21 protein-coding genes are annotated in these 22,054 nt (G+C 42.9%); 9 read left to right on the forward strand and 12 right to left on the reverse strand.

Annotated features, from left to right (window positions below):
• Positions 1-73 precede the first annotated feature (73 nt).
• Positions 74-1,633, forward strand: coding sequence for an AbgT family transporter (locus tag IUZ65_RS05710; protein ID WP_195702828.1), 1,560 nt, complete (start codon positions 74-76; stop codon positions 1,631-1,633).
• Between the two features lie 217 nt (positions 1,634-1,850).
• On the opposite strand, the gene IUZ65_RS05715 is transcribed toward IUZ65_RS05710, so the two are convergent.
• Positions 1,851-2,306: a hypothetical protein gene (locus IUZ65_RS05715; protein ID WP_195702829.1), complete on the reverse strand. Its 456-nt coding sequence runs from the start codon at positions 2,304-2,306 to the stop codon at positions 1,851-1,853.
• A gap of 206 nt (positions 2,307-2,512) precedes the next feature.
• Here IUZ65_RS05715 and sseA point away from each other — a divergent pair, with 206 nt between their 5' ends.
• Positions 2,513-3,361 (forward strand): 3-mercaptopyruvate sulfurtransferase, encoded by an 849-nt coding sequence (gene sseA / locus IUZ65_RS05720; RefSeq protein ID WP_195702830.1) that lies wholly within the window; start codon positions 2,513-2,515, stop codon positions 3,359-3,361.
• 29 nt (positions 3,362-3,390) lie between these two features.
• Complete coding sequence (locus IUZ65_RS05725; RefSeq protein WP_231363606.1) at positions 3,391-4,146, forward strand: nitroreductase family protein; 756 nt, start codon at positions 3,391-3,393, stop codon at positions 4,144-4,146.
• A gap of 125 nt (positions 4,147-4,271) precedes the next feature.
• Here the strand turns inward: IUZ65_RS05725 and msrB are convergent, their stop codons facing one another.
• From msrB to IUZ65_RS05745, 4 genes are all read right to left on the reverse strand, one after another.
• Positions 4,272-5,414, reverse strand: a complete 1,143-nt coding sequence (gene msrB / locus IUZ65_RS05730) for a peptide-methionine (R)-S-oxide reductase MsrB (RefSeq protein WP_195702831.1) — start codon at positions 5,412-5,414, stop codon at positions 4,272-4,274.
• Positions 5,415-5,733: 319 nt separating this feature from the next.
• Positions 5,734-6,651, reverse strand: coding sequence for a pseudouridine-5'-phosphate glycosidase (locus IUZ65_RS05735; protein ID WP_195702832.1), 918 nt, complete (start codon positions 6,649-6,651; stop codon positions 5,734-5,736).
• A complete protein-coding gene (locus IUZ65_RS05740) occupies positions 6,645-7,739 on the reverse strand; it encodes a PfkB family carbohydrate kinase (protein ID WP_195702833.1) in 1,095 nt (364 codons plus the stop codon). Before IUZ65_RS05740 ends, IUZ65_RS05735 begins: the two co-directional genes overlap by 7 nt.
• Before the next feature lie 119 nt (positions 7,740-7,858).
• Positions 7,859-8,734, reverse strand: a complete 876-nt coding sequence (locus IUZ65_RS05745) for a LysR substrate-binding domain-containing protein (RefSeq protein ID WP_195702834.1) — start codon at positions 8,732-8,734, stop codon at positions 7,859-7,861.
• Between the two features lie 120 nt (positions 8,735-8,854).
• On the opposite strand from IUZ65_RS05745, the gene IUZ65_RS05750 reads away from it, so the two are divergent.
• Positions 8,855-9,142 (forward strand): putative quinol monooxygenase, encoded by a 288-nt coding sequence (locus IUZ65_RS05750; protein ID WP_195702835.1) that lies wholly within the window; start codon positions 8,855-8,857, stop codon positions 9,140-9,142.
• 23 nt (positions 9,143-9,165) lie between these two features.
• Positions 9,166-10,146: a Gfo/Idh/MocA family protein gene (locus IUZ65_RS05755; protein ID WP_195705010.1), complete on the forward strand. Its 981-nt coding sequence runs from the start codon at positions 9,166-9,168 to the stop codon at positions 10,144-10,146.
• Between the two features lie 181 nt (positions 10,147-10,327).
• Here the strand turns inward: IUZ65_RS05755 and glpD are convergent, their stop codons facing one another.
• On the reverse strand, positions 10,328-11,857 hold the full coding sequence (gene glpD / locus IUZ65_RS05760; RefSeq protein ID WP_195702836.1) for a glycerol-3-phosphate dehydrogenase: 1,530 nt from the start codon (positions 11,855-11,857) through the stop codon (positions 10,328-10,330).
• A 415-nt stretch (positions 11,858-12,272) separates the two neighbouring features.
• Here glpD and IUZ65_RS05765 point away from each other — a divergent pair, with 415 nt between their 5' ends.
• Positions 12,273-13,139: an EamA family transporter gene (locus IUZ65_RS05765; RefSeq protein WP_195702837.1), complete on the forward strand. Its 867-nt coding sequence runs from the start codon at positions 12,273-12,275 to the stop codon at positions 13,137-13,139.
• A gap of 25 nt (positions 13,140-13,164) precedes the next feature.
• On the opposite strand, the gene IUZ65_RS05770 is transcribed toward IUZ65_RS05765, so the two are convergent.
• Both IUZ65_RS05770 and IUZ65_RS05775 read right to left on the reverse strand, forming a co-directional pair.
• Complete coding sequence (locus IUZ65_RS05770; RefSeq protein ID WP_195702838.1) at positions 13,165-13,554, reverse strand: MAPEG family protein; 390 nt, start codon at positions 13,552-13,554, stop codon at positions 13,165-13,167.
• A 127-nt stretch (positions 13,555-13,681) separates the two neighbouring features.
• Positions 13,682-13,888 (reverse strand): DUF1127 domain-containing protein, encoded by a 207-nt coding sequence (locus tag IUZ65_RS05775; RefSeq protein WP_195702839.1) that lies wholly within the window; start codon positions 13,886-13,888, stop codon positions 13,682-13,684.
• 99 nt (positions 13,889-13,987) lie between these two features.
• Between IUZ65_RS05775 and IUZ65_RS05780 the strand changes: the two genes are divergently transcribed.
• The gene (locus IUZ65_RS05780; protein ID WP_195702840.1) at positions 13,988-14,947 is read left to right on the forward strand and encodes a LysR substrate-binding domain-containing protein; all 960 of its coding nucleotides are present in this window, start codon (positions 13,988-13,990) and stop codon (positions 14,945-14,947) included.
• A 37-nt stretch (positions 14,948-14,984) separates the two neighbouring features.
• Here IUZ65_RS05780 and IUZ65_RS05785 read toward each other — a convergent pair whose 3' ends face one another.
• Together IUZ65_RS05785 and IUZ65_RS05790 are read right to left on the reverse strand one after the other, a co-directional pair.
• Positions 14,985-15,884 carry an AraC family transcriptional regulator gene (locus IUZ65_RS05785; protein WP_195702841.1) on the reverse strand — a complete coding sequence of 300 codons (900 nt, stop codon included), beginning with the start codon at positions 15,882-15,884 and terminating at the stop codon, positions 14,985-14,987.
• A gap of 80 nt (positions 15,885-15,964) precedes the next feature.
• On the reverse strand, positions 15,965-16,855 hold the full coding sequence (locus tag IUZ65_RS05790) for an AraC family transcriptional regulator (RefSeq protein WP_195702842.1): 891 nt from the start codon (positions 16,853-16,855) through the stop codon (positions 15,965-15,967).
• A 123-nt stretch (positions 16,856-16,978) separates the two neighbouring features.
• Between IUZ65_RS05790 and IUZ65_RS05795 the strand changes: the two genes are divergently transcribed.
• A complete protein-coding gene (locus IUZ65_RS05795; protein WP_195702843.1) occupies positions 16,979-17,218 on the forward strand; it encodes a hypothetical protein in 240 nt (79 codons plus the stop codon).
• Between the two features lie 83 nt (positions 17,219-17,301).
• Here the strand turns inward: IUZ65_RS05795 and IUZ65_RS05800 are convergent, their stop codons facing one another.
• Both IUZ65_RS05800 and IUZ65_RS05805 read right to left on the reverse strand, forming a co-directional pair.
• Positions 17,302-18,162, reverse strand: coding sequence for a DMT family transporter (locus IUZ65_RS05800; RefSeq protein ID WP_195702844.1), 861 nt, complete (start codon positions 18,160-18,162; stop codon positions 17,302-17,304).
• Positions 18,163-18,260: 98 nt separating this feature from the next.
• On the reverse strand, positions 18,261-19,973 hold the full coding sequence (locus IUZ65_RS05805; RefSeq protein WP_229637990.1) for a sensor domain-containing protein: 1,713 nt from the start codon (positions 19,971-19,973) through the stop codon (positions 18,261-18,263).
• A gap of 451 nt (positions 19,974-20,424) precedes the next feature.
• On the opposite strand from IUZ65_RS05805, the gene IUZ65_RS05810 reads away from it, so the two are divergent.
• Positions 20,425-22,053 (forward strand): NAD(P)-binding protein, encoded by a 1,629-nt coding sequence (locus IUZ65_RS05810; RefSeq protein ID WP_195702845.1) that lies wholly within the window; start codon positions 20,425-20,427, stop codon positions 22,051-22,053.
• Position 22,054 lies beyond the last annotated feature (1 nt).

A 22,054-nucleotide genomic window follows, 5' to 3' on the forward strand; every position in this document is an offset into this window, starting at 1 on the left:
AACATTCGATACTTTTATACAATACTCCAATTCATTTGCCTTAGTTAAGGCTAATTTTTTAATTGGAGTTTCTATGAGTAATCAGGCTGTAGAAGTCGCAACGGATGCGCAGCCAACAGGTATGGACCGATTTCTTAACTTTATAGAACGGACTGGCAATAAAATTCCAGATCCAGCTATTCTGTTTTTTTGGGCGTTGATTATTGTTTGGGTAAGCTCTGCCATTCTCGCCAATGTCTCCTTTGATTTGGTTAATCCAAGAACGGGTGAAGTCCTTCAAGTCACGAACCTACTTACTGGAGAAGCACTGGCGTCGTTTTTAGCTAACATGGTGACAACGTTTACTAGTTTCGCACCATTGGGGATTGTATTGGTTGCCATGCTTGGTGTCGGTGTCGCGGATTCTTCAGGTTTCATTACGACTGGCCTAAAGAAAATGCTGAACTTTACGCCAGCCAAATTACTTACGCCGATGTTGATCTTGGTAGCGATAGTGTCACATACGGCAGCAGACGCTGGTTATGTGTTGGTCATCCCATTAGGCGGTATTATATTTCATGCGGCGGGTAGACATCCGTTAGCGGGTATTGCTGCGGCGTTCGCAGGTGTTTCAGGTGGTTTTTCTGCCAACTTTATTCCTTCTGGTATTGACCCTTTGCTTGCCGGATTTACCCAAACTTCAGCACAGGTGCTTGATTCCGATTACCTGATTAATCCATTGGCAAATATCTTTTTCACTGGGATTTCTTCGGTATTAATTGTCGCGATTGGTTGGTATGTCACTGAAAAAATTATAGAGCCTAGACTTGCCTCTACACCCGTAGATGAGGACGCAGAGGAAGCTCCCGATCTTGCCTCTTTTTCGGTGATAGAATCTCGTGCCTTCAAATGGGCAGGCTGGTCGATGATGGCAGGTATTGCATTGCTTGTGTTTGCGATTCTACCTGAAAACTCTGCATTGAGATCACCAGAAGGAGATATTACGTCGTTTTCAGCACCGTTGATGAAATCTATTGTTCCTCTGATCTTTATTCTGTTTGTCATTCCGGGGATTGTCTATGGTCGAGTAGCGGGAACTTTCGCAAGTAGTAATGATGTCATTAAGGCGATGTCAAACACCATGGGAACCATGGGTGCGTACATTGTGATGTCATTTTTCTGTGCTCAATTCTTAGCTGCATTTGGGCAATCCAATATTGGAACTATGTTGGCTTTGTACGGGGCAGAAGGGCTTAAAGCGCTGAACCTTCCGGGACAGGCTACGATAGTGGGTATGATTCTACTGACCGCATTGATTAACCTACTTGTGGGGTCAGCTTCGGCTAAATGGGCGTTAATTGGTCCTGTTTTAGTGCCGATGCTTATGGCGGTAGGTATCGCGCCTGAGCTTTCTCAAGCGGCTTATCGTGTAGGTGATTCGGTATCGAATATTGTCTCCCCACTCATGGTCTTCTTCCCGTTAGTCGTGGTGTATTGCCAGCGCTATGTTAAATCGACGGGTATTGGAACACTCGCCTCCTTGATGATGCCTTATTCAATAGTAATGTTGATTGGCTGGACGATATTTTTGCTCGCGTATTGGGCATTAGGTATACCTTTGGGTATTCAAGCCCCATATACCTATTCGATGTAGGTCAATCCTATGATGAGAAGGTAAACTCAAACATATCTCGTCTGACCTGTTATTAGGTGGAACGGAGATATCACGGTTGAGTCCGTATTATGTCGAGAATCAAACAGAGCCAATAGGGGGGGTATTTACACCTATTGGCTCTGTTTATTTGCTACAGCTGGAAGTTGTTACGTAACTCTCTTCTACACGAAACCTCCCTACATTTTTATAGGTCTGGTTAATGACTGCCCGTAGACACAGGAATGGTAGCAATAACAGAATCACCGCAGGAAACCATCACGTTTCTCATAGCTGGCAACGGCGTCTCTAATGTGTATTCTATTTTTGCCGTCGTTATGACTTGTATGGAAGCACCTTCGGTCGGGTTTAATGTGGTTAACCTTAGACGCAGACTTGGTGGGTTTGCTCTGTCCATCGGTCCTTTCTGCCATATCACTTGATACGCGGGTGAGGGCAGATCAACCAATCCACTAACTTTGAGAACATAGTCGTTTTCGCCACCGGTTAAAGGCGTGATGCTGGCCTGCCAATCTCTCGTGTCGTAGATGGCACATTGTTGGCTGTCTTGGGCTTGATCGATATGTCCAATCGGCATGTCAGATGGTTTGTCGTTACTCATGCTTTGACAGCCAGTAAGCGCGATTATCGCTGTAGCAATAGAGATACTTTTCATCGTCTTCCTCTAAATAAATGCTTGAATTCGGGCTCGGAACCCTTATCTATTCACTTTAATACTTTCTCTAGGGGAAGGCGAATTCATTTTTTGTCTTATTTTGTTATGGTATACCCATGAAAGTGAAGGAAAGAACTAACGTCGATATTCAGATATGAAGGGTTTGGAATACTGGAAATGGAATTTTAAGATGGAGAAAAAAACAGATGAGTTTATTTGAATTGTCGAGTTCAGTCGTGGATGTTGACTGGCTAAAAACACACCTGAACCACCCAGAGCTAACCGTGATAGATGCAAGCTGGTTTATGCCGGGCATAGAAAGGGATGGACGGTCAGAATGGCAGTCAGAACGAATACCCGGTGCATTGTTTTTTGATTTTGATACCTTGATATGCGATTTAGGTTCAGAGTTGCCACACATGATGCCGTCGGCAGACTATTTTGCTGAACAAGTTGGGTTGTTAGGTATTGCGAATGGCACAAAAATTGTGGTCTACGATAGCCATGGTCTGTTTTCTTCGCCACGAGTATGGTGGATGTTTAAGGCCATGGGCCACAATGATGTCGCGGTTTTAAATGGTGGGTTGCCAGCTTGGAAAGCGGCTGGTGCACCGTTAGACTGTAGTGAGCCCATTGCATTGCCAACCTGTCGCTATCAAGCACAATTATGTTCAGAGTGGCAGATCAATATCGAGACACTGAATACAAAAACGCATCTGCCAGAGATGGCAATAATCGATGCTCGACCAGCAGAGCGCTTCCATGGTCAACAAGCAGAACCAAGGGAAAATGTCAGAAGCGGACATATCCCCAGCTCAAAAAATTTACCGTTCCCTCGTTTGGTTGAGAATGGTTATCTAAAGCCAATTAGCGAATTGAAAATGATGTTCGCCGATGTCTGTGACGATTCTCAGTCCCTAATTTTTACCTGTGGTTCTGGTGTCACCGCTTGCGTTTTAGCGCTTGCTGCAACGCAGTGCAATAAGCAAAAACTGTCGGTGTATGACGGCTCATGGACGGAGTGGGGTTCAAGGCACGACTTCCCTATTGAGTAATCCTATTTGTAACTAAGTGAGTATGTAAAGTGGAAACAACGTTAATAAATCCTCCAGAAGACACGCAATCAGCTATTTTTCAGCAACTGATTCAGTCGCGTCGCTCGGTGAGAAAATATGATCAAACTGCTGCGTTTGATCATCAAGCGGTGAGTCGTTCTCTCGACTTGGCCATATTGTCGCCAAATAGTTCCAATATGCAGCTCTGGCAATTTCATCGAATCATTGGTGAACAGGCTAGAAGTGAGTTGGCCGATATCTGTATGGGGCAGAAAGCGGCAAAAACCGCTAACGAATTGGTTGCCTTCGTGGTCACTCCAGATAAGTGGCGACCTCGGGCTCAAATGAATGCTGAAAATGTACGTAAGGCCTTCGAAGGACGTGAAGATGCGGTTTCGAAAAGAGCTCTAAAATACTACGAAAAGTTTATTCCTATATTATATAAAAACGATAGATTTGGATTGTTTGGGCTATTCAGGAAATTGTGGAGTGCATATTTAGGTTTGAAAAAACCGTCAGTGAGAGAGGTTGGGAAGTCCGATCTTCGAGTCAGTCTGCATAAAAGTAGTTCGCTTGCCGCAATGACATTTATGACCGCTATGCGGGCGGAAGGATACGATACTTGCCCAATGGAAGGCTTTGATTCAAAACGGGCAAAAGCGTTGTTAGGTTTGGAAAAAAACGCAGAGATTACCATGATAATAAGCTGTGGTTCGCGTACTGAAGATGGTATTTATAGCGAACGTCAAAGAGTCAGTCGTAATGACGTTGTATTTACTCATTGATAGGTAAGCCAAAGGACAGATATACAGGTGGCAAGGAGGCTCTCTGTGTTAAAGAATCCCCACTTTCGTGGGGATGGTGGAATAGAGTGTATTGACGCCTGTCATTCTTGAATGGAAATCACTCTTTATCCTTCAAACAAATGTAGATACTCCTCGTATCCTTCTGTCCCCATCTTCTCTACAGGGACAAATCGCATTGAAGCAGAGTTCATACAATACCTAAGCCCGGTAGGGGCTGGCCCATCTTTGAATACATGGCCTAGGTGTGAATCACCAAACTTGCTTCTAACTTCTGTTCTTGGATAAATCAGTTTGTAGTCTGTCGTGGTGACAACGTAACTACCAGCAAGTGGTCTGGTAAAACTTGGCCAGCCAGTTCCTGATTTGTATTTATCGGTTGAAGAGAAAAGGGGTTCACCTGTAACAACATCCACATAGATGCCTTCTTTCTTATTATCCCAATAGGGGTTGTTAAATGGACGTTCAGTCGCATCTTTTTGGGTAACATCATATTGTAGTGAGGTTAGATTTTTACGGATTTCCTCATCCGAGGGCTTGCGATACTGTTTTAGGCTTGCGGCCTGTTTTTTACCATCGATTAGCTGACGTAACGTTACTTGGTTCTCGTTTCTATCTTCGCCAAATAGCTTGTCTAAGTATTGATCTCGACCCGATGCATAGCGATAGTAGTTATAGCGAACCTTACTCTTTTTATAGTAATCCTGATGGTAATCTTCCGCCGGGAAAAACTCGGTATATTCTATCAATTCAGTCGCGATTGGATCTGGATATATTCCAGCATCGTCTACCTCTTTAATGAATTGCATCGCGATCGCTTTTTGCTCTGGCGTGTGATAAAAAATAGCCGGACGGTATTGCGGACCACGGTCGACAAAAGAACCTTTGTTGTCTGTTGGGTCCATATGTCTAAAGAGGTGATCGAGTATCTGTTCGTAGCTTAGGCTATCTGCGTCATAGGTAACCTGAATAACTTCAATGTGGCCTGACTTACCTGAAGAGACCTGCTTGTAAGTTGGGTTATCGAGCTCACCACCGGCATAACCAGAAACGACGTCTGTTACGCCATCGAGTTTCTCGAAATCAGATTCTGTACACCAAAAGCAACCACCAGCAAGTGTGGCAACTTGGCTGTTCATCGCGGTTGGTTTGTTGCTCTCTGCGTTGGCAGAGCTTTCTGGCATGATGATCAGTACGAGTGCTGGCAATATCACCGCGAAAGAGAGCAACCACTTGGATAATCGCTTCATGTCTTTCCCTCTTGTTGTTTGTAAAGTTTATGTAGGGATATAGAAAGGGGAAAGGCCAAATTACTTTCAAAAAAAGATATTATAAATTTTAGAATCTTTGATTTTCTTGAAAAAGAGAGGTGATTCGTCTAAAGGGTAGTGGTGAATTGAGATTAAATCATACCGATCGTAGTGCTTATATGATCAAAATGAACTCGACTTTGCAAACGGTTCAAGACATTTTTGCCTATTGCAGTTCACTCCATCGAGCTCATTTCATTTGAATCGCTACTTGTAACAGCCATTATTAAGTTGTTACGTTTTACGAATCAATTATGTGTTAAAGCTTGCTGTATTCAATCGCGATTTGAGCGCCTAAACGAGCGTTGTTTAATACGAGGTGAATATTTGAATCTAAGCTATTGCCACCGGTTAGTTCGCAAACGCGAGCCAACAAGAACGGCGTTGATTCTTTACCTAAGATGCCTTGTTCTTCCGCTTCCGCTAACGCAGTGTTGACAGCGTTAGTGATGGTGTCTGTTGGCATGGCAAATTCAACAGGAATTGGATTGGCTATCACAACGCCACCGTTTAAATTCATTTCCCATTTTGCTTTGAGTGCCAATGCAATTTGATCTGCCGTATCAAGGCGATAATCGATGCTGTGCTCACTTTCACGCGTGTAAAACGCTGGAAGGCTGTCAGTTTGGTAACCAATAACTGGTACACCTTGAGTTTCAAGGTATTCGCGCGTAAGTCCAAGATCAAGAATCGATTTAGCACCCGCACAGATAACCGCAACATCTGTATTTGCAAGCTCTTGCAAATCAGCAGAGATGTCCATGGTTTGTTGTGCACCACGGTGAACACCACCAATACCACCAGTAGCGAAGACTTTAATGCCCGCCATTGATGCCAGAATCATTGTAGCTGCAACGGTCGTTGCACCATCTTGTTTGCTTGCGACCACAAAAGGTATATCACGACGGCTTACTTTGGTTACGGCTGAACCAGCTTTGCCTAGGTGTGTGATCTGTTCTTCTGAAAGTCCAACCTTTAAGCGACCATTGATGATAGCGATAGTGGCAGGGACAGCACCTTGTTCACGGATGGTGTTCTCAACCAACAGAGCCGTTTCTACATTCCTTGGAAATGGCATACCATGTGAGATGATTGTTGATTCTAGGGCAACAACAGGTTGGTTGTTGGCTAATGCTTGTGCCACTTCTGGTTGGATATCAAGGTATTTCTCTAACATGTGATGGTTTCCTCTATTAAGCGTCGAACCGCTTTTTCAGACATAGTTGAATTAATCGTGTTTTCAGCAACTAGCGCTAATCGTGCTGCGCCAAGTGCAAATTCGACAGTGTTACTCCACTGCCATTGATTCAGATACCCGTGAGTAAGGCCAGCCATTAACGCATCGCCTGCTCCGGTTACATTGTTAACCTGTGTTTTTGATGGAGGGATAAATGTTGCTCCCTCGCTACAGCTGGAATAAGCCCCTTTGCTTCCAAGGCTTATCAGTATTTGCTCAACCCCTTTGTCGTGTAGGGTTCCAGCGATTTTTTCTAGGTCGCTCTGTTGTATAAACGTAATGCCAGACAGTAATTCCGCTTCCATTAAGTTTGGCTTTAACGTGTGAATTTTATCTAAGAATGGCAGTAGCTTGGGCGCTTTGACTGACGAAACAGGGTCGACAAAAATGTCGATGTCGCTATGAACATGAAAGAGGTATTCAAGAGCGCTGTGGCTTAAGTTAGCATCGAGAACAATCGCGCTAGAGCGAGCAATGGCCCCCTCACGTTGAGCGAGTTGCTCTGCATTAAGTCGGTCGATCAATTTCATGTCGTTAAGTGCTAATTGCATCTCGCCATCATGGTCGTGTATCGACAAATAACTGCTAGATGTTGCGCCTGTCACTGTTAAACAGTGCTCGACATTAACACCAGCTTCACGGCAGGCAGATTTAAGCTGCTCACCCCAATTATCGTCACCCATTGCACCAATAAACTGTACGGAACTGCCTAAACGGCTAAGATTGTCAGCAATATTTCTTGCTACGCCTCCAGCACCACTTGTGAGCTGGCCAGGATTAGAATCACCTTGTATTAAAGCGGCAGAGGAACGTCCGCAAAGGTCCATATTGGCACCACCAATGACCATAGCGTATTGGTTGGGTGCAATGATGTACCCTTTGCCTTGAATGAACCCTTTTTTCGTAAGGTTCATGATATGGCCAGCAACGGCGCTGCGGCTTAACCCTAGCTTATCCGCTAGAACTTGTTGTGCGATCATTGGCTCTGTTCGCAAGATACTTAATATCTGTTGTTCTCTCTCAGTCATAAACATATGTCCGTCAACCAAACTTAAGTTTGTATAATAGGCTGACGTTCTGCAAAATGATAGTTAGAAAGGTAACCGTTTGCTCTGGATCACAATTTAAATCACATATAAGCGTCAGATTACACAGTACATTCCAATAAATAGTCGACAAATGTTCGTGTTTTGATAGGAATAAACTTACTTTTATACAACACATGTATTGGATTAGAGGTTGGTGATTCGTCATCAAGAATCTGAATAAGCGATTGGTCGGTTATCTCAGAAGTAAGTGAAATCTTCGGCTGGAGCATTATCCCAAGGCCTTGTAAAGCGGCCACTTTCAGCGCATAACCATTGTTTGAGGATAAACGGATATTGGTTTTATCAAAGGCATGTGTGCCTAATCGACTTGCCTGATGAGATTGAATATCCCCATAGTGGAAGCCCAAGCAATGATGATTCACTAGGTCCTTGACTTTGCTTGGTATGCCGTAGGTGGATAAATATTTTGGGGAGGCGCTAAAGATCATCTCATACTGGCCTAATGGGCGAGCAATCAACGCTGAATCGTTAAGATGGCCAATGCGAATGATGATGTCAACCTGATCCAGAATAGGGTCGATACGGAGATTATCCAAGGTGAGCTCTATGTTAATCTCTGGGTATAGCTTAAGAAAATCGGCGACAATAGGGGCCAAAACGATACTTCCATACGTGACAGGCGCATTAATTCTAACCGTCCCTTTTGGTCTGTTTTCAACGGTGAGTATTTTATTTTCTACGTTGGTGATTTCTTCTAATATTCGTTTGCAGTCGCTGTAATAAAGTTGACCAGATTCAGTTAATGACTGTTTTCTCGTGGTTCGAGTGATGAGTTGAGTCCCAAGCTGTTTCTCAAGTTGTTTTATATGTTTACCAATCATAGTAGCGGTTATCGAGAAATGAACCGCGGCGCTGGAAAATGTGCCATGTTCGACCACGTAAACAAAGACCTGCATACTTTTTAGCTTGTCCATTCGATATGCCCTATTAGTAACTCATGGTTTATAAACAATAAACATAATGGTCGTTTATAAAGCTTGGAGAGTCAATTACATTAATGAATACAATGAACCCAAGTTATTAGAGAGATTGAAGTGGATAAAGGTCTATTTATTACAGCAGAAATTCGCATCAAAGAAGATGTGGATTATGACCATGCGTTACGAGCGATCAAAGCGTTCTGTGTAAGTATGAACAGCGAAGAAGGCTGTACCATGGCAATACCGATGAAGAGTAAAACAGACGCACGGCAGTTTATATTCTGGGAGCGTTATGAAGATGAAGCTGCCTATGAAAAGCATTTTCGCGCAGAACATACGCAGAAGTTTATTAAACAAGGATTCACAGACCTTGTTAGCGCCTATCAAACTTACCAGTTCTAAAGAGAAATATTATGGATAAGAAACTGAAATGGGGTATTTTAGGAACAAGCTTTATTTCCGGTGTTATGGCCGATGCCATCAAAGAAGAAGGAACAACCGAGATAGTTGCTGTTGCTGGTCGTTCGCTCGAACCGCTGCAAGCGTTTGCAAAACAGCATCAGGTTGAGAAGGTTTACCAAGACTTCGATGCGTTGATTAACGATAAAGAGGTTGATGTCGTTTATGTCGCCTTACCGAATCATCTTCATCATGAGTACATTATTAAAGCAGCGCAAGCTGGCAAAGCTATCTTAAGTGAAAAGTCTCTTTCTGTTGATATGCAGAAGACCGATTTAGCGCTGCGAGCGGTCGAAAAGCATAACGTTTTTTTTGCGGAAGGTTTGATGTATCTCAACCATCCACTTATTGCTCAGATCATGCAGGAACTTGCTAACGGAAGTATTGGCGAAGTAAAGTCGATTAATGCGCAGTATGTGGCCTCTATCGCTGAGTTTGTTAATCCAGATAGTAAAGGCGCGCTATATAATCTAGGTTGTTATCCTGTGTCTCTTATGCATCTTGTACTAAAAAGCTGTTTTGGTGAGCAAGTGTTTGATCAATACAATTTGGCTGCATTTGGCAAAATGGGTACCGATGGGAATATATGTGATACCGCCGCAATGTTTCAATTTAAAAATGGTGTTGTTGCGCAGTTACATACGGCAGAAGACCACGGTTTGTTTCCACAATTCACGATTCTTGGAAGCAAAGGAAGCCTCGCGGTTTCGTCAAACCCTTGGTTACCGGAAGCGGCGGGGAATCATTTTGTGGTTACTGAGTATGAGCAAGATGGAAGAGTGGTCAATGTAGATGCAATAGGGAATGGCTTCTTGTATCAGGTACGAAATATAAGACAAGCTTTAGAGCAGGGTGATCTCACGTTAAAAGGAACCAGCGCGCGACCGAAAGACTCTAGAACAATCATGCGACTCCTAACCGATTGGGAAGCCGCTACAGGTTTATGAACCACTAAGTCGTGGACAAGTGGTTAAACGAGGGCTTTTGCAGAATAAACAGATGTATTTATAGTTACGGAATGCCTCGTTGTTCATGGGATCGTTAGAACAGGTCACGTCCCCACAATAGTGGGGACAACGGAACTTGGGGGAAGGATTTAATCGCCTTAAAAGAAGGTATTCCCGCTAATTAAGCCGATAAAGCTGTGTCTTCTGCCTTTTCAGCTTGTGTGCTAAGGGGATTAAGGTATTCATGTAAAGTGTTAACTTCTGCTTGTGTGTACTTGAGTCCGAGCTTGCTTCTGCGCCAAAGAATATCTTCGACACTGACCGCCCACTCTTCAGCGACCAAATAATCTACTTCCGCTTGGTACAAACCGTGTCCAAAGTGCGTACCGAGTTCCTCTACGCTACTTATCTGTTTAAGAATAGAAACGGAAAGGGTGCCGTAAGCCCTAACAAAGCGCCTCGCAAGCTTGGCTTCTAACCATGGATACTGTTTTAAAAGCGTGCTTTGTAAGCTATCTCTATTGGTGAAGTCACCACCTGGTAATGTCGCTGTTTTGGTCCAGGGTTCATTCATTTGAGGGAAAAAAGGTGAAAGCTGATCGACGGCCGCTTGACCAAGTTTTCTGTAGGTGGTGAGTTTGCCACCAAATATAGAGAGTAAAGGCGCATCTGGTTGTTGGTCGTCGAGTTCTATGGTGTAATCTCTCGTTACCGCTTGTGCATCGGATGACTCATCTTCGCAAAGAGGGCGGACACCAGACCAGGTTGAGATGACATCGTCTGGGGAGACGGGTTTAACAAAATGCTGATTAACGATGTCACATAGGTAGCTTATTTCGTCATCATCTATCGTCACTTTTGAAGGGTCGCCTGTGTATTCCACATCGGTGGTACCGATAACCGAATAATCATCGAGATAGGGCAGTACAAATACAATTCGGTTATCTTCGTTCTGTAAAATGAAGGCATGATTTTCTTCATACATCTTGGGTACGATGACGTGGCTGCCTTTCACCAATCGAATTCCACGAGGCGAAGTCATTTTTAACTGTGAGTCAAAAAATTTATCGACCCATGGCCCAGCAGCATTGACTAATGCCTTCGCTTTAAACTCGGTCGTTTTTCCTGTCAATGTATCTTCTATTGTGACCGTCCAACCTTCTTTATTGCGAGTTGCGTCAATACATTTTGAGCGTGTGTGTATCTTCGCTCCTTTCTCTTGCGCTAATTTGGCGTTAATAACCACTAAACGAGCATCGTCTACGGCGCAATCGGAATACTCGAAGCCTTTTTTCATTTGTGGTAATAACGGGCCGTTAGAAGCAAATTTCAATCCGTGGCTTGCAGGTAAAGAGACGCGCTTGCCGATGTTGTCGTAAAGAAATAGACCGATTCGAATCATCCAAGCTGGGCGTAGATGTGGGCGATGTGGTAGTTGAAAACGTAAAGGAGCCACCAGATGAGGTGCGTTACTCAACAATACTTCACGCTCTGCTAATGCCTCACTGACTAAACGAAATTCGTAATGCTCAAGATAACGAAGTCCACCATGTATCAGTTTACTACTTGCAGAGGAGGTGGCAGATGCAAGATCGTTCATCTCAAATAACGCGACGTCTAACCCGCGACCTGCCCCATCACTTGCGACAGCGACACCATTGATGCCGCCGCCGATGACAATTAAATCATGAACGTTTTCTACTTTTTCCATTATATCGACTCTTATATGTTCGTTCGAGCATTGATGTATATATAAAAGCACATAATCGACAAAAAATCGATTAAAAACGTGCAAAAAGTTGTTAATTATTTTTTACAAAACCGACGAGCTAGTTCCGTAAATAACCAATTTTCGCCGTTATAGTCGGCATTGTCGACTGTTTTTGTTGCGAAAATGTTGCTATTTATCAATTGCTCGTACGAGCGCAATGGTGATTTTGGCGTTTGTTGGTAATGAAAAGATGGAATGAAATGTAGTGGTAATATCTTCAATTAGAGCATGGTGATACAATACATGATTGTTGGTACAGAAGAGCCACTATAATAGAAACCCTTCAGGCTGCATTATATTTCCTTTAATGAATGCTCCATGTGTTCCCCCACATCACTTAGAAGATTTACCTAGTATGATTTTTGGGTTTATTGCTAGCTTTCTGGCCGCCTTTTTTCAAGCGACCAACTATATTCTTACACAACGTTGCCAACAAAATTTTAATATTGATGGGGTGAAACTACTGATCGCCGTACATGTCGCCATCGGAGTGTTTGCCGCATACCCCGTGTTGTTTATGGGTTATTGGCGGTTAATAGAACCCTCTCAAACCTTAGATATACTGCTTATTAATCTTCCTTACCTTTTTGCCCAATATATGCTTATAAAAGCCATAAAGCTAAGTGATGCCTCGGTAGTATCACCGCTGTTGGCAATCAAAATTCCGGTATTAGCGATGATATCTGTCGCTATGTTTAATGCCGAGTTTACTTTAATACAGTGGCTATCTATTTTACTTATTCTGTTCATAGCGTGGCGATTTTCAGCGCTATCAGGAAAAATAGCGATGAAGCCGCTTTTATTGGTTCTGGCGGCAAGTGTCGGTTATAGCTTTGCTGATATGGCCATTGCACAGTTTTCAAAAGAGATTATTCAGTCAAACCCTTTTGAGCAGTCGGTGGTGACTATTTCGATTAACTATTTTATCTGTGGATTAGGGAGTCTATTTTTAATGCCTGTAAAAGGCGTGACGTTTAAAATGGTTTATCAAGTGAAATGGGTTGCGATAGCATGGTTAATTGCCGTGGTATTCTTGTTGATTGGGTTCAATATGAGCGGTGTAGTGACAGGAAATGTTATCCAATCTTTACGAGGCGTGATTGGTGTTCTGCTTGCGTTTTTCTTTTTTAGGCATCAGATCAACCAATCTAAAGTGCTCTGGCAGAAAAAATTATTCGGTGCCGCGATGATGTTTGTCGCTGTTGGCACCTTTTATCTTTAGGATCTCACACGTTAACAAAGTTTGCTTAACCGAACATTTTATCGAAGGGTAAGTAGATGAGGTTGCCGACGACAAGAATTATTTGACTGATAAAGGTGAGTACCATGCCTTTTTTTCTGTTGCCAAAGTTCTCGTTAAGGATCCCTGTCCCATGAAGAATTCGACCCAATAGTAGCGCTACTCCGCACAAGTGGAGCAGATAAATATTACCGCTATTTAGCTCTAAAAGAATCATTAAAACTAATGTTATAGGGATGGTTTCTGATGCATTACCGTGTGCCGAGCGGGCTATCTGAAGCTCTTTTACCCCTCCGTCTGCATACGCTATTTTTCCGGATTGGCGTTGCTTAATCACCTTAACGGTCAACCAAATTATTAACAACATAAGTAGAGATGCATATAGCGCAGTAATCATTGTTCATTCCATTATCTAAATTTTCAATAGAACTCTAGAGTAAAGGAGTTTGATTCTCATTTCTCATTTTTTTCAATACGCTACACCATGGCCGTTCTGTGTATTTGGTTAGCATCTGGCGTTTTTACTATTGCCAAAAGTGTTTTTGGATCTCTTTTTCTGCCTGTAGTTTATCTAGCCCAATGTCGGACAGTTGGTGCTTAGAGAGCTCGTTCAGTGCCTGTCGGCTACAAGCATTGTGGTGCCATTTCTTTATCAAGGTGAAGAAATGCTTAAGCGAAACTTGCGTGCTAGAACGATGGTAGTTAATTGATGAATTTGTGTGAATAGTCATAAATACTCCTTGATCGTGGTGGACTTCATGGTCAATACTCAATCAATGTGCTCGTTCTGACAAACGATAGAAATTGACATTGAGTTAAGGAAAACTTAAGTGAAAGATAAATTGCCTCCCCTACAAGGCCTGTTTTACTTTTATGTTGCGGCAGAAAAAGGCAGTTTTAAATTAGCCGCTGAGCAATTGTTTGTTAGTGCAGCGGCAATCAGTCAACAAATACGTCAGTTAGAAGAATGGTTAGATTGCGAGTTATTTGTGCGACAACACAGAAAAGTTTTGTTGACGAGCGAAGGTGAGACGCTCTTTCAGTCAGCCAAGAAAGGATTCGCTCACCTGCAAGATGGCGTGAGAAACCTAAACCAAGATCCAGAGCCCGGTCGATTGTCTATTTCAACCCATCCGACTTTTGCCCAACATTGGTTGATTCCGCGTATTAATCATTTTCGATCTCTCTACCCTCAGTTATCGTTATTGGTGGACCCGAAAAATGAGCTGGTTAACTTTCAAGATGGCTTAGTGGATATCTGTATTCGTTATGGTCACGGCCAATATGCCAATGTTGAATCCGTTTGGTTGATGGATGAAATTTTATACCCTGTTTGTCACCCCAGTTATCAACAGAAACATCAACTATTTGATGTTTCTAATCTATCTAAAGTAGACTTAATTGAAGACGTATGGCCGGATATGAACTGGTCAATATGGTTTGAAACGATGCAGCTTTCTACGGGGCATGCTTCCATTGAATATGACGGTTCGCAGTTTGTAATGGAGGGGGCATTGTCAGCGCAAGGCGTTGCCTTAGTTAAACATAGTTTGGCTAATCGATATTTACGTGAAGGGAACTTGGTACGTATCGGTGATAAAGCGGTAAAGTCTCGATACAGTTATTATCTTTGTGCCCCTAAAGGGTACTTTCGTCGTGAAAAAATTCGCTCATTTGTTGACTGGATTCAACAACAGGTGCAAGAGTTCAAACAAAACGACGCGGAAGGTATCAACCTTCTTGATCTGCCACCGGAAAAGGATGGCGTGATTGACCTCAAAAGACCCTAGCCTTATCTATTCTGAGATAAGGCTGTGTATACAATTATTACCTAATTGAGCTACAGAAACTCACATCCGATTCATTAGTTTCCGGGTTGAAGTTATGGTAAAGCTCAAAGCACGGGCCGTCATCCATCTCTATTCCTAGATCAACGATTTGGGCGATGTGTTCATTCCACGCCGGTCCGTATTGGGACATGTCAGTGATCTGTTTTCGTAACGTGGCATATGTGCCCCCGACAAATGGTTGTTTCTCTACTGCTCCTGCTACTTCTACATTCTCTGGAACCAATAAACCAATATCTGTTCGGCACTTTTCCGCCGGCGTTATTTCAGGGTTATCATGATAGATGAAGATACAAGTAGCGTCTGCGACACCTTCAGAGCTCGCCCAACCATAAAGGGCGTCTAGTGCGGGTTTGTAGTTCTCACCGTAAGGTCCTGTGACTCGAACGTAGGCTAAGGTTCCTTGGTCAAACTGTTGCTTAATCATGTTTATTCTCCTCTGTGTTGTGTGAGAAGAATTATAGGAAGTGCTTTCGACTAAGTCGTTTCCGTTTTTGCTGTGTGTGGTTCCTATCTTGCTCTTTCGAAGAACCTGAGAAAAAATCGTGAGATTAGTACATTCGCGAACTTCACTGGGGGATAGATCATAATGCTTGCGAAACGCTTTCGCAAAGTTTTGGGAACTGGAAAACCCTTGCTCTAAAGCGACGTCAATAATAGGTGGTTTGTTATAAAAGAGATCGTGTGCTGCTTTTTGTAATCGAAGACGACGCAGAAATTCATTTAATGTTTCCCCAGTAACACTTTTAAAAACTCGGTGAAAGTGATAGGGGGAAAGTGCGGCTAGTTTAGCCACCTCTTCTAAGTTTAGCGGCACATTGTAATTTTGTTCTAAAAAACGAATAACGGGCTTCAGTTTAGTGTGGTAATCCGTTCTCATTTGGGTCTCTTCATAACAATAAATGATATTGTAAGTGTACAATTTACTGTGTTTTTGTACAGTTAAAATCATTCAATTCGTTAGATTCCTTCTCGATAATGCTTAGGTGCAACGTTGAAATATTTACTGAATTGATTCGAAAACTCATACTGTGATGCGTAGCCTAAGTCTGTTGCGATAATCGAGATACGTTTTTTGGTCGACCTTAAAAGGCGACAAGCTTCATCCATTCGTTTTCTGATCAAATACTCTTTTGGAGAGACGCCAATGTGTTTTTTAAATGTTTTTCGAAATTTTTCGTAGCCCCAGCCTTTTTCCACACAGTACACTTTGAGGTCAAATCGAACGGCATAACGGACCTCGAAATCGGTGATGCTTTCTGTGATCATGTCGCTTGGAATAGTCGCTTCATCTTGAGAGGTTAGTAACGTTCTCATTATGTTCAGGAAACTTAAATAGGCGTCGAATACATCCTCTTCGTTGGCGTTTTGTAATTGTGACATTAGGGATTCTATGTCGGGTTTAATACCCGGGCATACAGCATTACTGTACACCGCGATATCTCTGTTGATCAAAGACATGCTACTTAGGTGTTCATACAACTCTTCGTTACAGTCTAGGTAGTATTCTTGCCAGTCACTGTGGGGATTAACCACCGTGGTATGCATGATTTTTGGTCTGCGTTGAAATACACAGCCCGGCGACAGCGGGTAAAGTTTGCCTTTTTCGTCGGTATAACTCCCATTTCCTCGAATGACATAAACCAAAGAAAAGAAGGGAAATTTAATATTAATATGTTCGGTTTCAATGCCGGGTTTATGTATGTATCCACACCCAATCCAATTTTGTGACGCCCCTAATGTCCGTGAATAATTCGAAGGCGAATTAATATCAGGGCACTCTTTAGCAATCAGTTCACTTTCAAATAGGTCATCCTTCGCGTAAAACTTATGTGAATTTTTTTCTACCATTAGTGCCATCCATACAAAATTTTGTTGTTGCCAATAAGCATATTCAATATACCAAACATGATATTTTATTTTGTGACAATGCTTATATAATAGGTGTTAACAAAAGGTTGTGGAGGTATTATTATGAACCAGTTAACAAAACATAGGTCATTTGGCCATAAAAATATTTATGCCAATAAGCATATCGATTTGACCAGTTCGCATATCAGTGTGGAAGGTGATAAGAATTTTAAGCTTGATGTTGTGCACTTCGGACTAAAGCTTGGCATGGTTATTAAGTCGGTTTACTTAGCACTCAGTGACCGTGGGTTAGAGCTTTACCTTCTTGTGATTCCTTTGGGCCTCATGGCCATGTTTTTATAGGGTTGGTCCCCGTTGAGGATGCTGATAAAGCGTCCTTTTTTTTATTTATTGTCGGGATGATTTCACCCACATGGTTTACATGATTAGCGTGCTGTTTTTTTCTGTTGTGCGATGAATACCAGAGCAATTCCGCCCAAAATACACGCGGTAGAAAGCACAATATTAAAAGAGAGCGGTTCTCTTACAATGATGGCGCCTCCAAGCAAAGCAATTGCAGGCACTGAAAGTTGAACGATTGATGCCGTTAGCACGGTGAGTTGCTTTAACGCCATATACCAGATGACATAACCTAATGCTGAAGTGAAAACACCAGAGCAGACAGCCAACAAAAGGCCCGTTTGAGTAACACTGCCTATATTTAATAGCCATGGCAGCATTAGAAGAGCAATCACCAAGCTGCCCACAAAACCTTGGGTGGTAGATTGTAAAGGCGTGCCAGACGCTTTTCCTTGAAGAGTAAATATTGCCCAACATACTCCAGACACTGCCATCAACAGGGCCGAGATGAGGTCAGGTCTTGTTGCAGAAGGCAATAGCAAAACCAAAAAACCACTGATGGCAACTCCAATGCCTAGCCACTCGAAACCAATAATGTGGTTTCCCTTATAAGCGTAATTGATCAACATACTTAATTGTACAACCCCAAACAGAATAAGTGCGCCTGTCCCTGTCCCAAGTTTGATGTACGCAAATGAAAAAAACAGCGCGTAGCCAAGCAGCGATATAGACGAAATGATGACGGATTTTTTGTTGACGGGCAGGACGGATGAATTGGATCGACGGAAAATAAGCGTAATGACAATGAGTGTTATCGCTCCGGAAAAAATTCGAATCAGTGTGAACGATCCCGCATCGATGTGTCCTTCTAGTAACGCAATGCGACATAAAATAGAGTTGGCTGCGAAAGCGAGCATAGCAACAAAGGTAAAGAGTAAGGTTTTCACATTGACCACTTCTGAGCGAATAGTTGTGCCATTGTGGCGTGTTTTTATTACCTAATCTAGTATAAGTCGTACCTTTATATACTGTTTAAGTATATAGCTCAGCTTTCTAGTTGGATTTGTAATAGAGATAGCATCTGTTCGGCTTTTACCGGCTTGTAGTAAAAGTACCCTTGAGCGGAATCGCTACCGAGTTGACGACAAATTTGAGCCTGAGTTTCAGTCTCAACGCCTTCTACAACGATAATGAGATCGAGGATGTGTCCCACGTCTATAATTGCTTTCAAAATCGCTTCATCTTTGTGATCATTCGGTACTTCTGTCACGAACGCTCTATCAATTTTAAGGTAACTAATTGGGAATTTTCGTAGATAGCTTAGTGATGAATAGCCAGTGCCAAAATCGTCAATGGATATTGCCGTGCCTGCTTTTCTTAGACGTTTTAATTTGGTCATCAAATCGTCGTTTGCGGCAATCAATGTGTGTTCCGTCAATTCAATACCGAGATCTTTTGGCTGTAAGCCAAACTCGCGCAACGTGTCAAATAAGAAGGAGAAAAAGTCATTCTGTGTTAATTGCCTACCAGAGACATTGATGTCTACTCGTATGTCTTTAATGCCTTGTTGCTTCCATTGCGATATCTGTTTGCAGGCACTTCTGAGCACCCATTCACCAATCTTAATAATCAGATCTGAACGTTCTGCAATTGGGATGAAAATATCCGGGCCTACTGCCTTAATCGGAGGGGTTGGATCCCATCGAATTAATGCTTCACAAGAGATTATTTTATTGTTGTTGAGGTCAATTTGAGGCTGATAAACGAGATGGAACTGGTTTAAATAAAGAGAATCTCTGAGGTGATTTGAGATCTCTCGTTGGAAGCGGAGAACGTTATGAATAGATTTGTCAAAAAATCGATAGCGATTCCGGCCGTCTTCTTTTGCTTGATACATGGCGGCATCTGAATATTTAAGCAACTGATCTGTATCGATCCCATCCTTTGGGTATAGGCTGATTCCGATGCTTGCTGTGATGTATATATTCTGTTTAAAAAGCGTAAACGTCTGTTCAAACTCAGACATGAGTTTATGCACCACAATCTCGACGTCACTATTGTCTTGAATATTTGGCAGAACGACTAGAAACTCATCTCCACCAAATCGAGAGAGCGTATCGTACATTCTTAGACGACGCTTGAGTCGCTGAGCAACTTGTATTAATAAACGGTCCCCAGCATTATGTCCCATAGTGTCGTTAATCTCTTTAAATAGATCGAGATCGATAAACAACACGGCCATTTTTTGATTGAATCGTTTAGCTTCACTGATTCGACGAGCGAGTTCTTCCTCAAAATATCTCCGGTTGGGGAGGTCGGTTAAACTGTCCGTGGTTGCTATTCGTTGCAACTCCAGCTTCGACTTATGCTGTTCGGTAAGATCAACATCAACGCAGAACATCTCTGGTTCATCCGATCCTTGTTTAAACATGATGTGGCTTGAATACACAATGACTTGTTGGCCGTCTTTGCGTCGTAAGCAAAGCTCTCCTGCAGGAATGGCGATGTTGTGGTCGATCCACGCTTTATGGAGGTCAATAACGACCTGTTGCATGGCGTCAGGAATAATGAGATCTTCTAAGGTTTGTCCGAATGCCTCTTCTTTGGAGTATCCATAGATCTCGCAGCTTGCTTCATTCCAATAGATTACCTTTCTGTTTTTGTCATAACCCTGTACTGCCACTTTTGGCATTGACTCTATCAGTCGCAAAAATCGAGATTCATTAGGATCGTATGCGTTCATAGATTGAGTATTCAATGCGGTCCGCCTCCGTAAAGAGTGTTGTCATAAGGATATTTCAATGATGCCTTTCTACATTTAACTCTATGAAATTATGAGTAAAAAGCAAGTTTTCAACTGAATTCAAACCCGAGGGGCATTGGTGTGTTGAGTGGGTGCACATGACCATTCTATTTTTTATGCATCAATATTAGACAGATAGATTAATAGATCTATTGATAGTGTGACGAGTACGTACGACTAAAGGGTTATATCTCGTTTTTCTAATTTAAGCGGATAAATACGTTCAGTAATTGACCACTAGCACAAATTTAAATTGTGCGCAGGGCTATAGTAAAAGCCTAAAAAAGAGAAAAACAACGAGTGAGAAGCAATAGTAAAGATTTTACAATGGAGCGCACGTTAGAAGAAAAACTTGCCACAATCGTGACGCCGCTTTCGTTTTTACCCAAACATAAGGTAGAACAATATGAGCAATTCGTTAAAGGATATGACCCTGCCACCTGACCTGACTATTAAAAAAGGGTCTGGCCCCGTACGTACTAAATTTCCAATATATTCAAACTCTCTACCGCCTTGTAACCATGCATGTCCGACAGGCAGCAACATTCAAAAATGGCTATCCTTAGCGCAGGAAGAACGGTACGAAGAAGCGTTTCAAGAACTGGTACTGAATAATCCGCTTCCCGCGATCCATGGGCGCGTTTGTTATCATCCTTGCGAAACCGCTTGCAACAGAACCGATGTTGATCAACCTGTCAGTATTCACGCTGTAGAGCGCTACCTAGGCGATGTCGCTATTGAGAAAAAATGGCCAGTGCGCTTTGATGCGAAAGCAACGGGGAAAAGGGTATTAGTGGTAGGAGCTGGACCGAGTGGTTTAGCGACGGCGTATCATCTAAAACGATTTGGTCATGATGTCGAGATCCACGAAGCAGGACCGATGGCGGGTGGAATGATGCATTTCGGTATTCCTGCCTACCGCTTACCTCGAGAGGTATTGAATCAAGAAATTGCACGTATTCAAGGAATGGGCATCGATATTGTTCTCAACAGTAAAGTCGATGACCTATTAGCTGCAAAAGTGCAGGGGCGGTTTGATGCGGTATTTTTGGCTATCGGTGCCCATGTCGGTCGTGGTATTGAGATCCCGAGTGATGACCCCGGCGTAGCCATTGATGCCGTTACTTATTTGCGCAATATCGGGATGGGTGATGCGCCGATCTTGGGCAAGCGAGTCGCGGTGTACGGCGGGGGCAACACCGCAATGGATGCCGCTCGTACTGCAAAACGAATGGGGGCTGAGGTGATGATTATCTATCGTCGCAATCGAGAACTTATGCCTGCGCATGATTTTGAATGTGTGGAAGCGATGGAAGAAGGGATAGCGTTTCACTGGCTCCGAACCATCAATAGCATCGATGGTTCAACCTTTACGCTAGAAAAAATGAATATAGTTGATGGGCGGCCGAAGCCAACGGGTGAATATGAAACCATACAAGCCGACTCCCTTATTCTCGCCCTTGGACAGAATATCGATACCAAATTGACTCGAAATGTACCGGGTGTTGAGCACAAGGATGATGGAACTGTCGTCGTAAATAATCAAATGATGACAGGGTATCCTGGCCTATTTGCTGGTGGTGATATGGTACCAAGTGATCGAACTGTGACGATTGCTGTTGGACATGGTAAGAAAGCAGCCGCGCATATAAATGGATTCCTTTGCGGCAGAGCATTTTCCAAAGTATCGAAGCAACCACTGATTAAATATGATCAATTGCATCTCTGGTATAAAACCGATGCAGATAAGCGGGAACAACCTGCCGTAGCACCGGAAATCCGTACCTCATCTTTTGAAGAAGTAGTAGGGGGCTTAACGTTACAAGAAGCCTTGTTTGAAGCCCAACGTTGTTATTCTTGTGGTAACTGTTTTGAGTGTGATGGTTGCTTGGGCGCTTGTCCCTATGGTGCGATTACATCAAAAGGTAAGGGTAAAGGGTACAAGGTGGATTACGATAAATGCACGGGTTGCGAAGCTTGCTATACCCAATGCCCATGTCACGCGATCGAAATGGTCGCAGCTGAAGTGAAGTAGG

Source organism: Vibrio sp. VB16 (assembly GCF_015594925.2).
Taxonomy (GTDB): domain Bacteria; phylum Pseudomonadota; class Gammaproteobacteria; order Enterobacterales; family Vibrionaceae; genus Vibrio.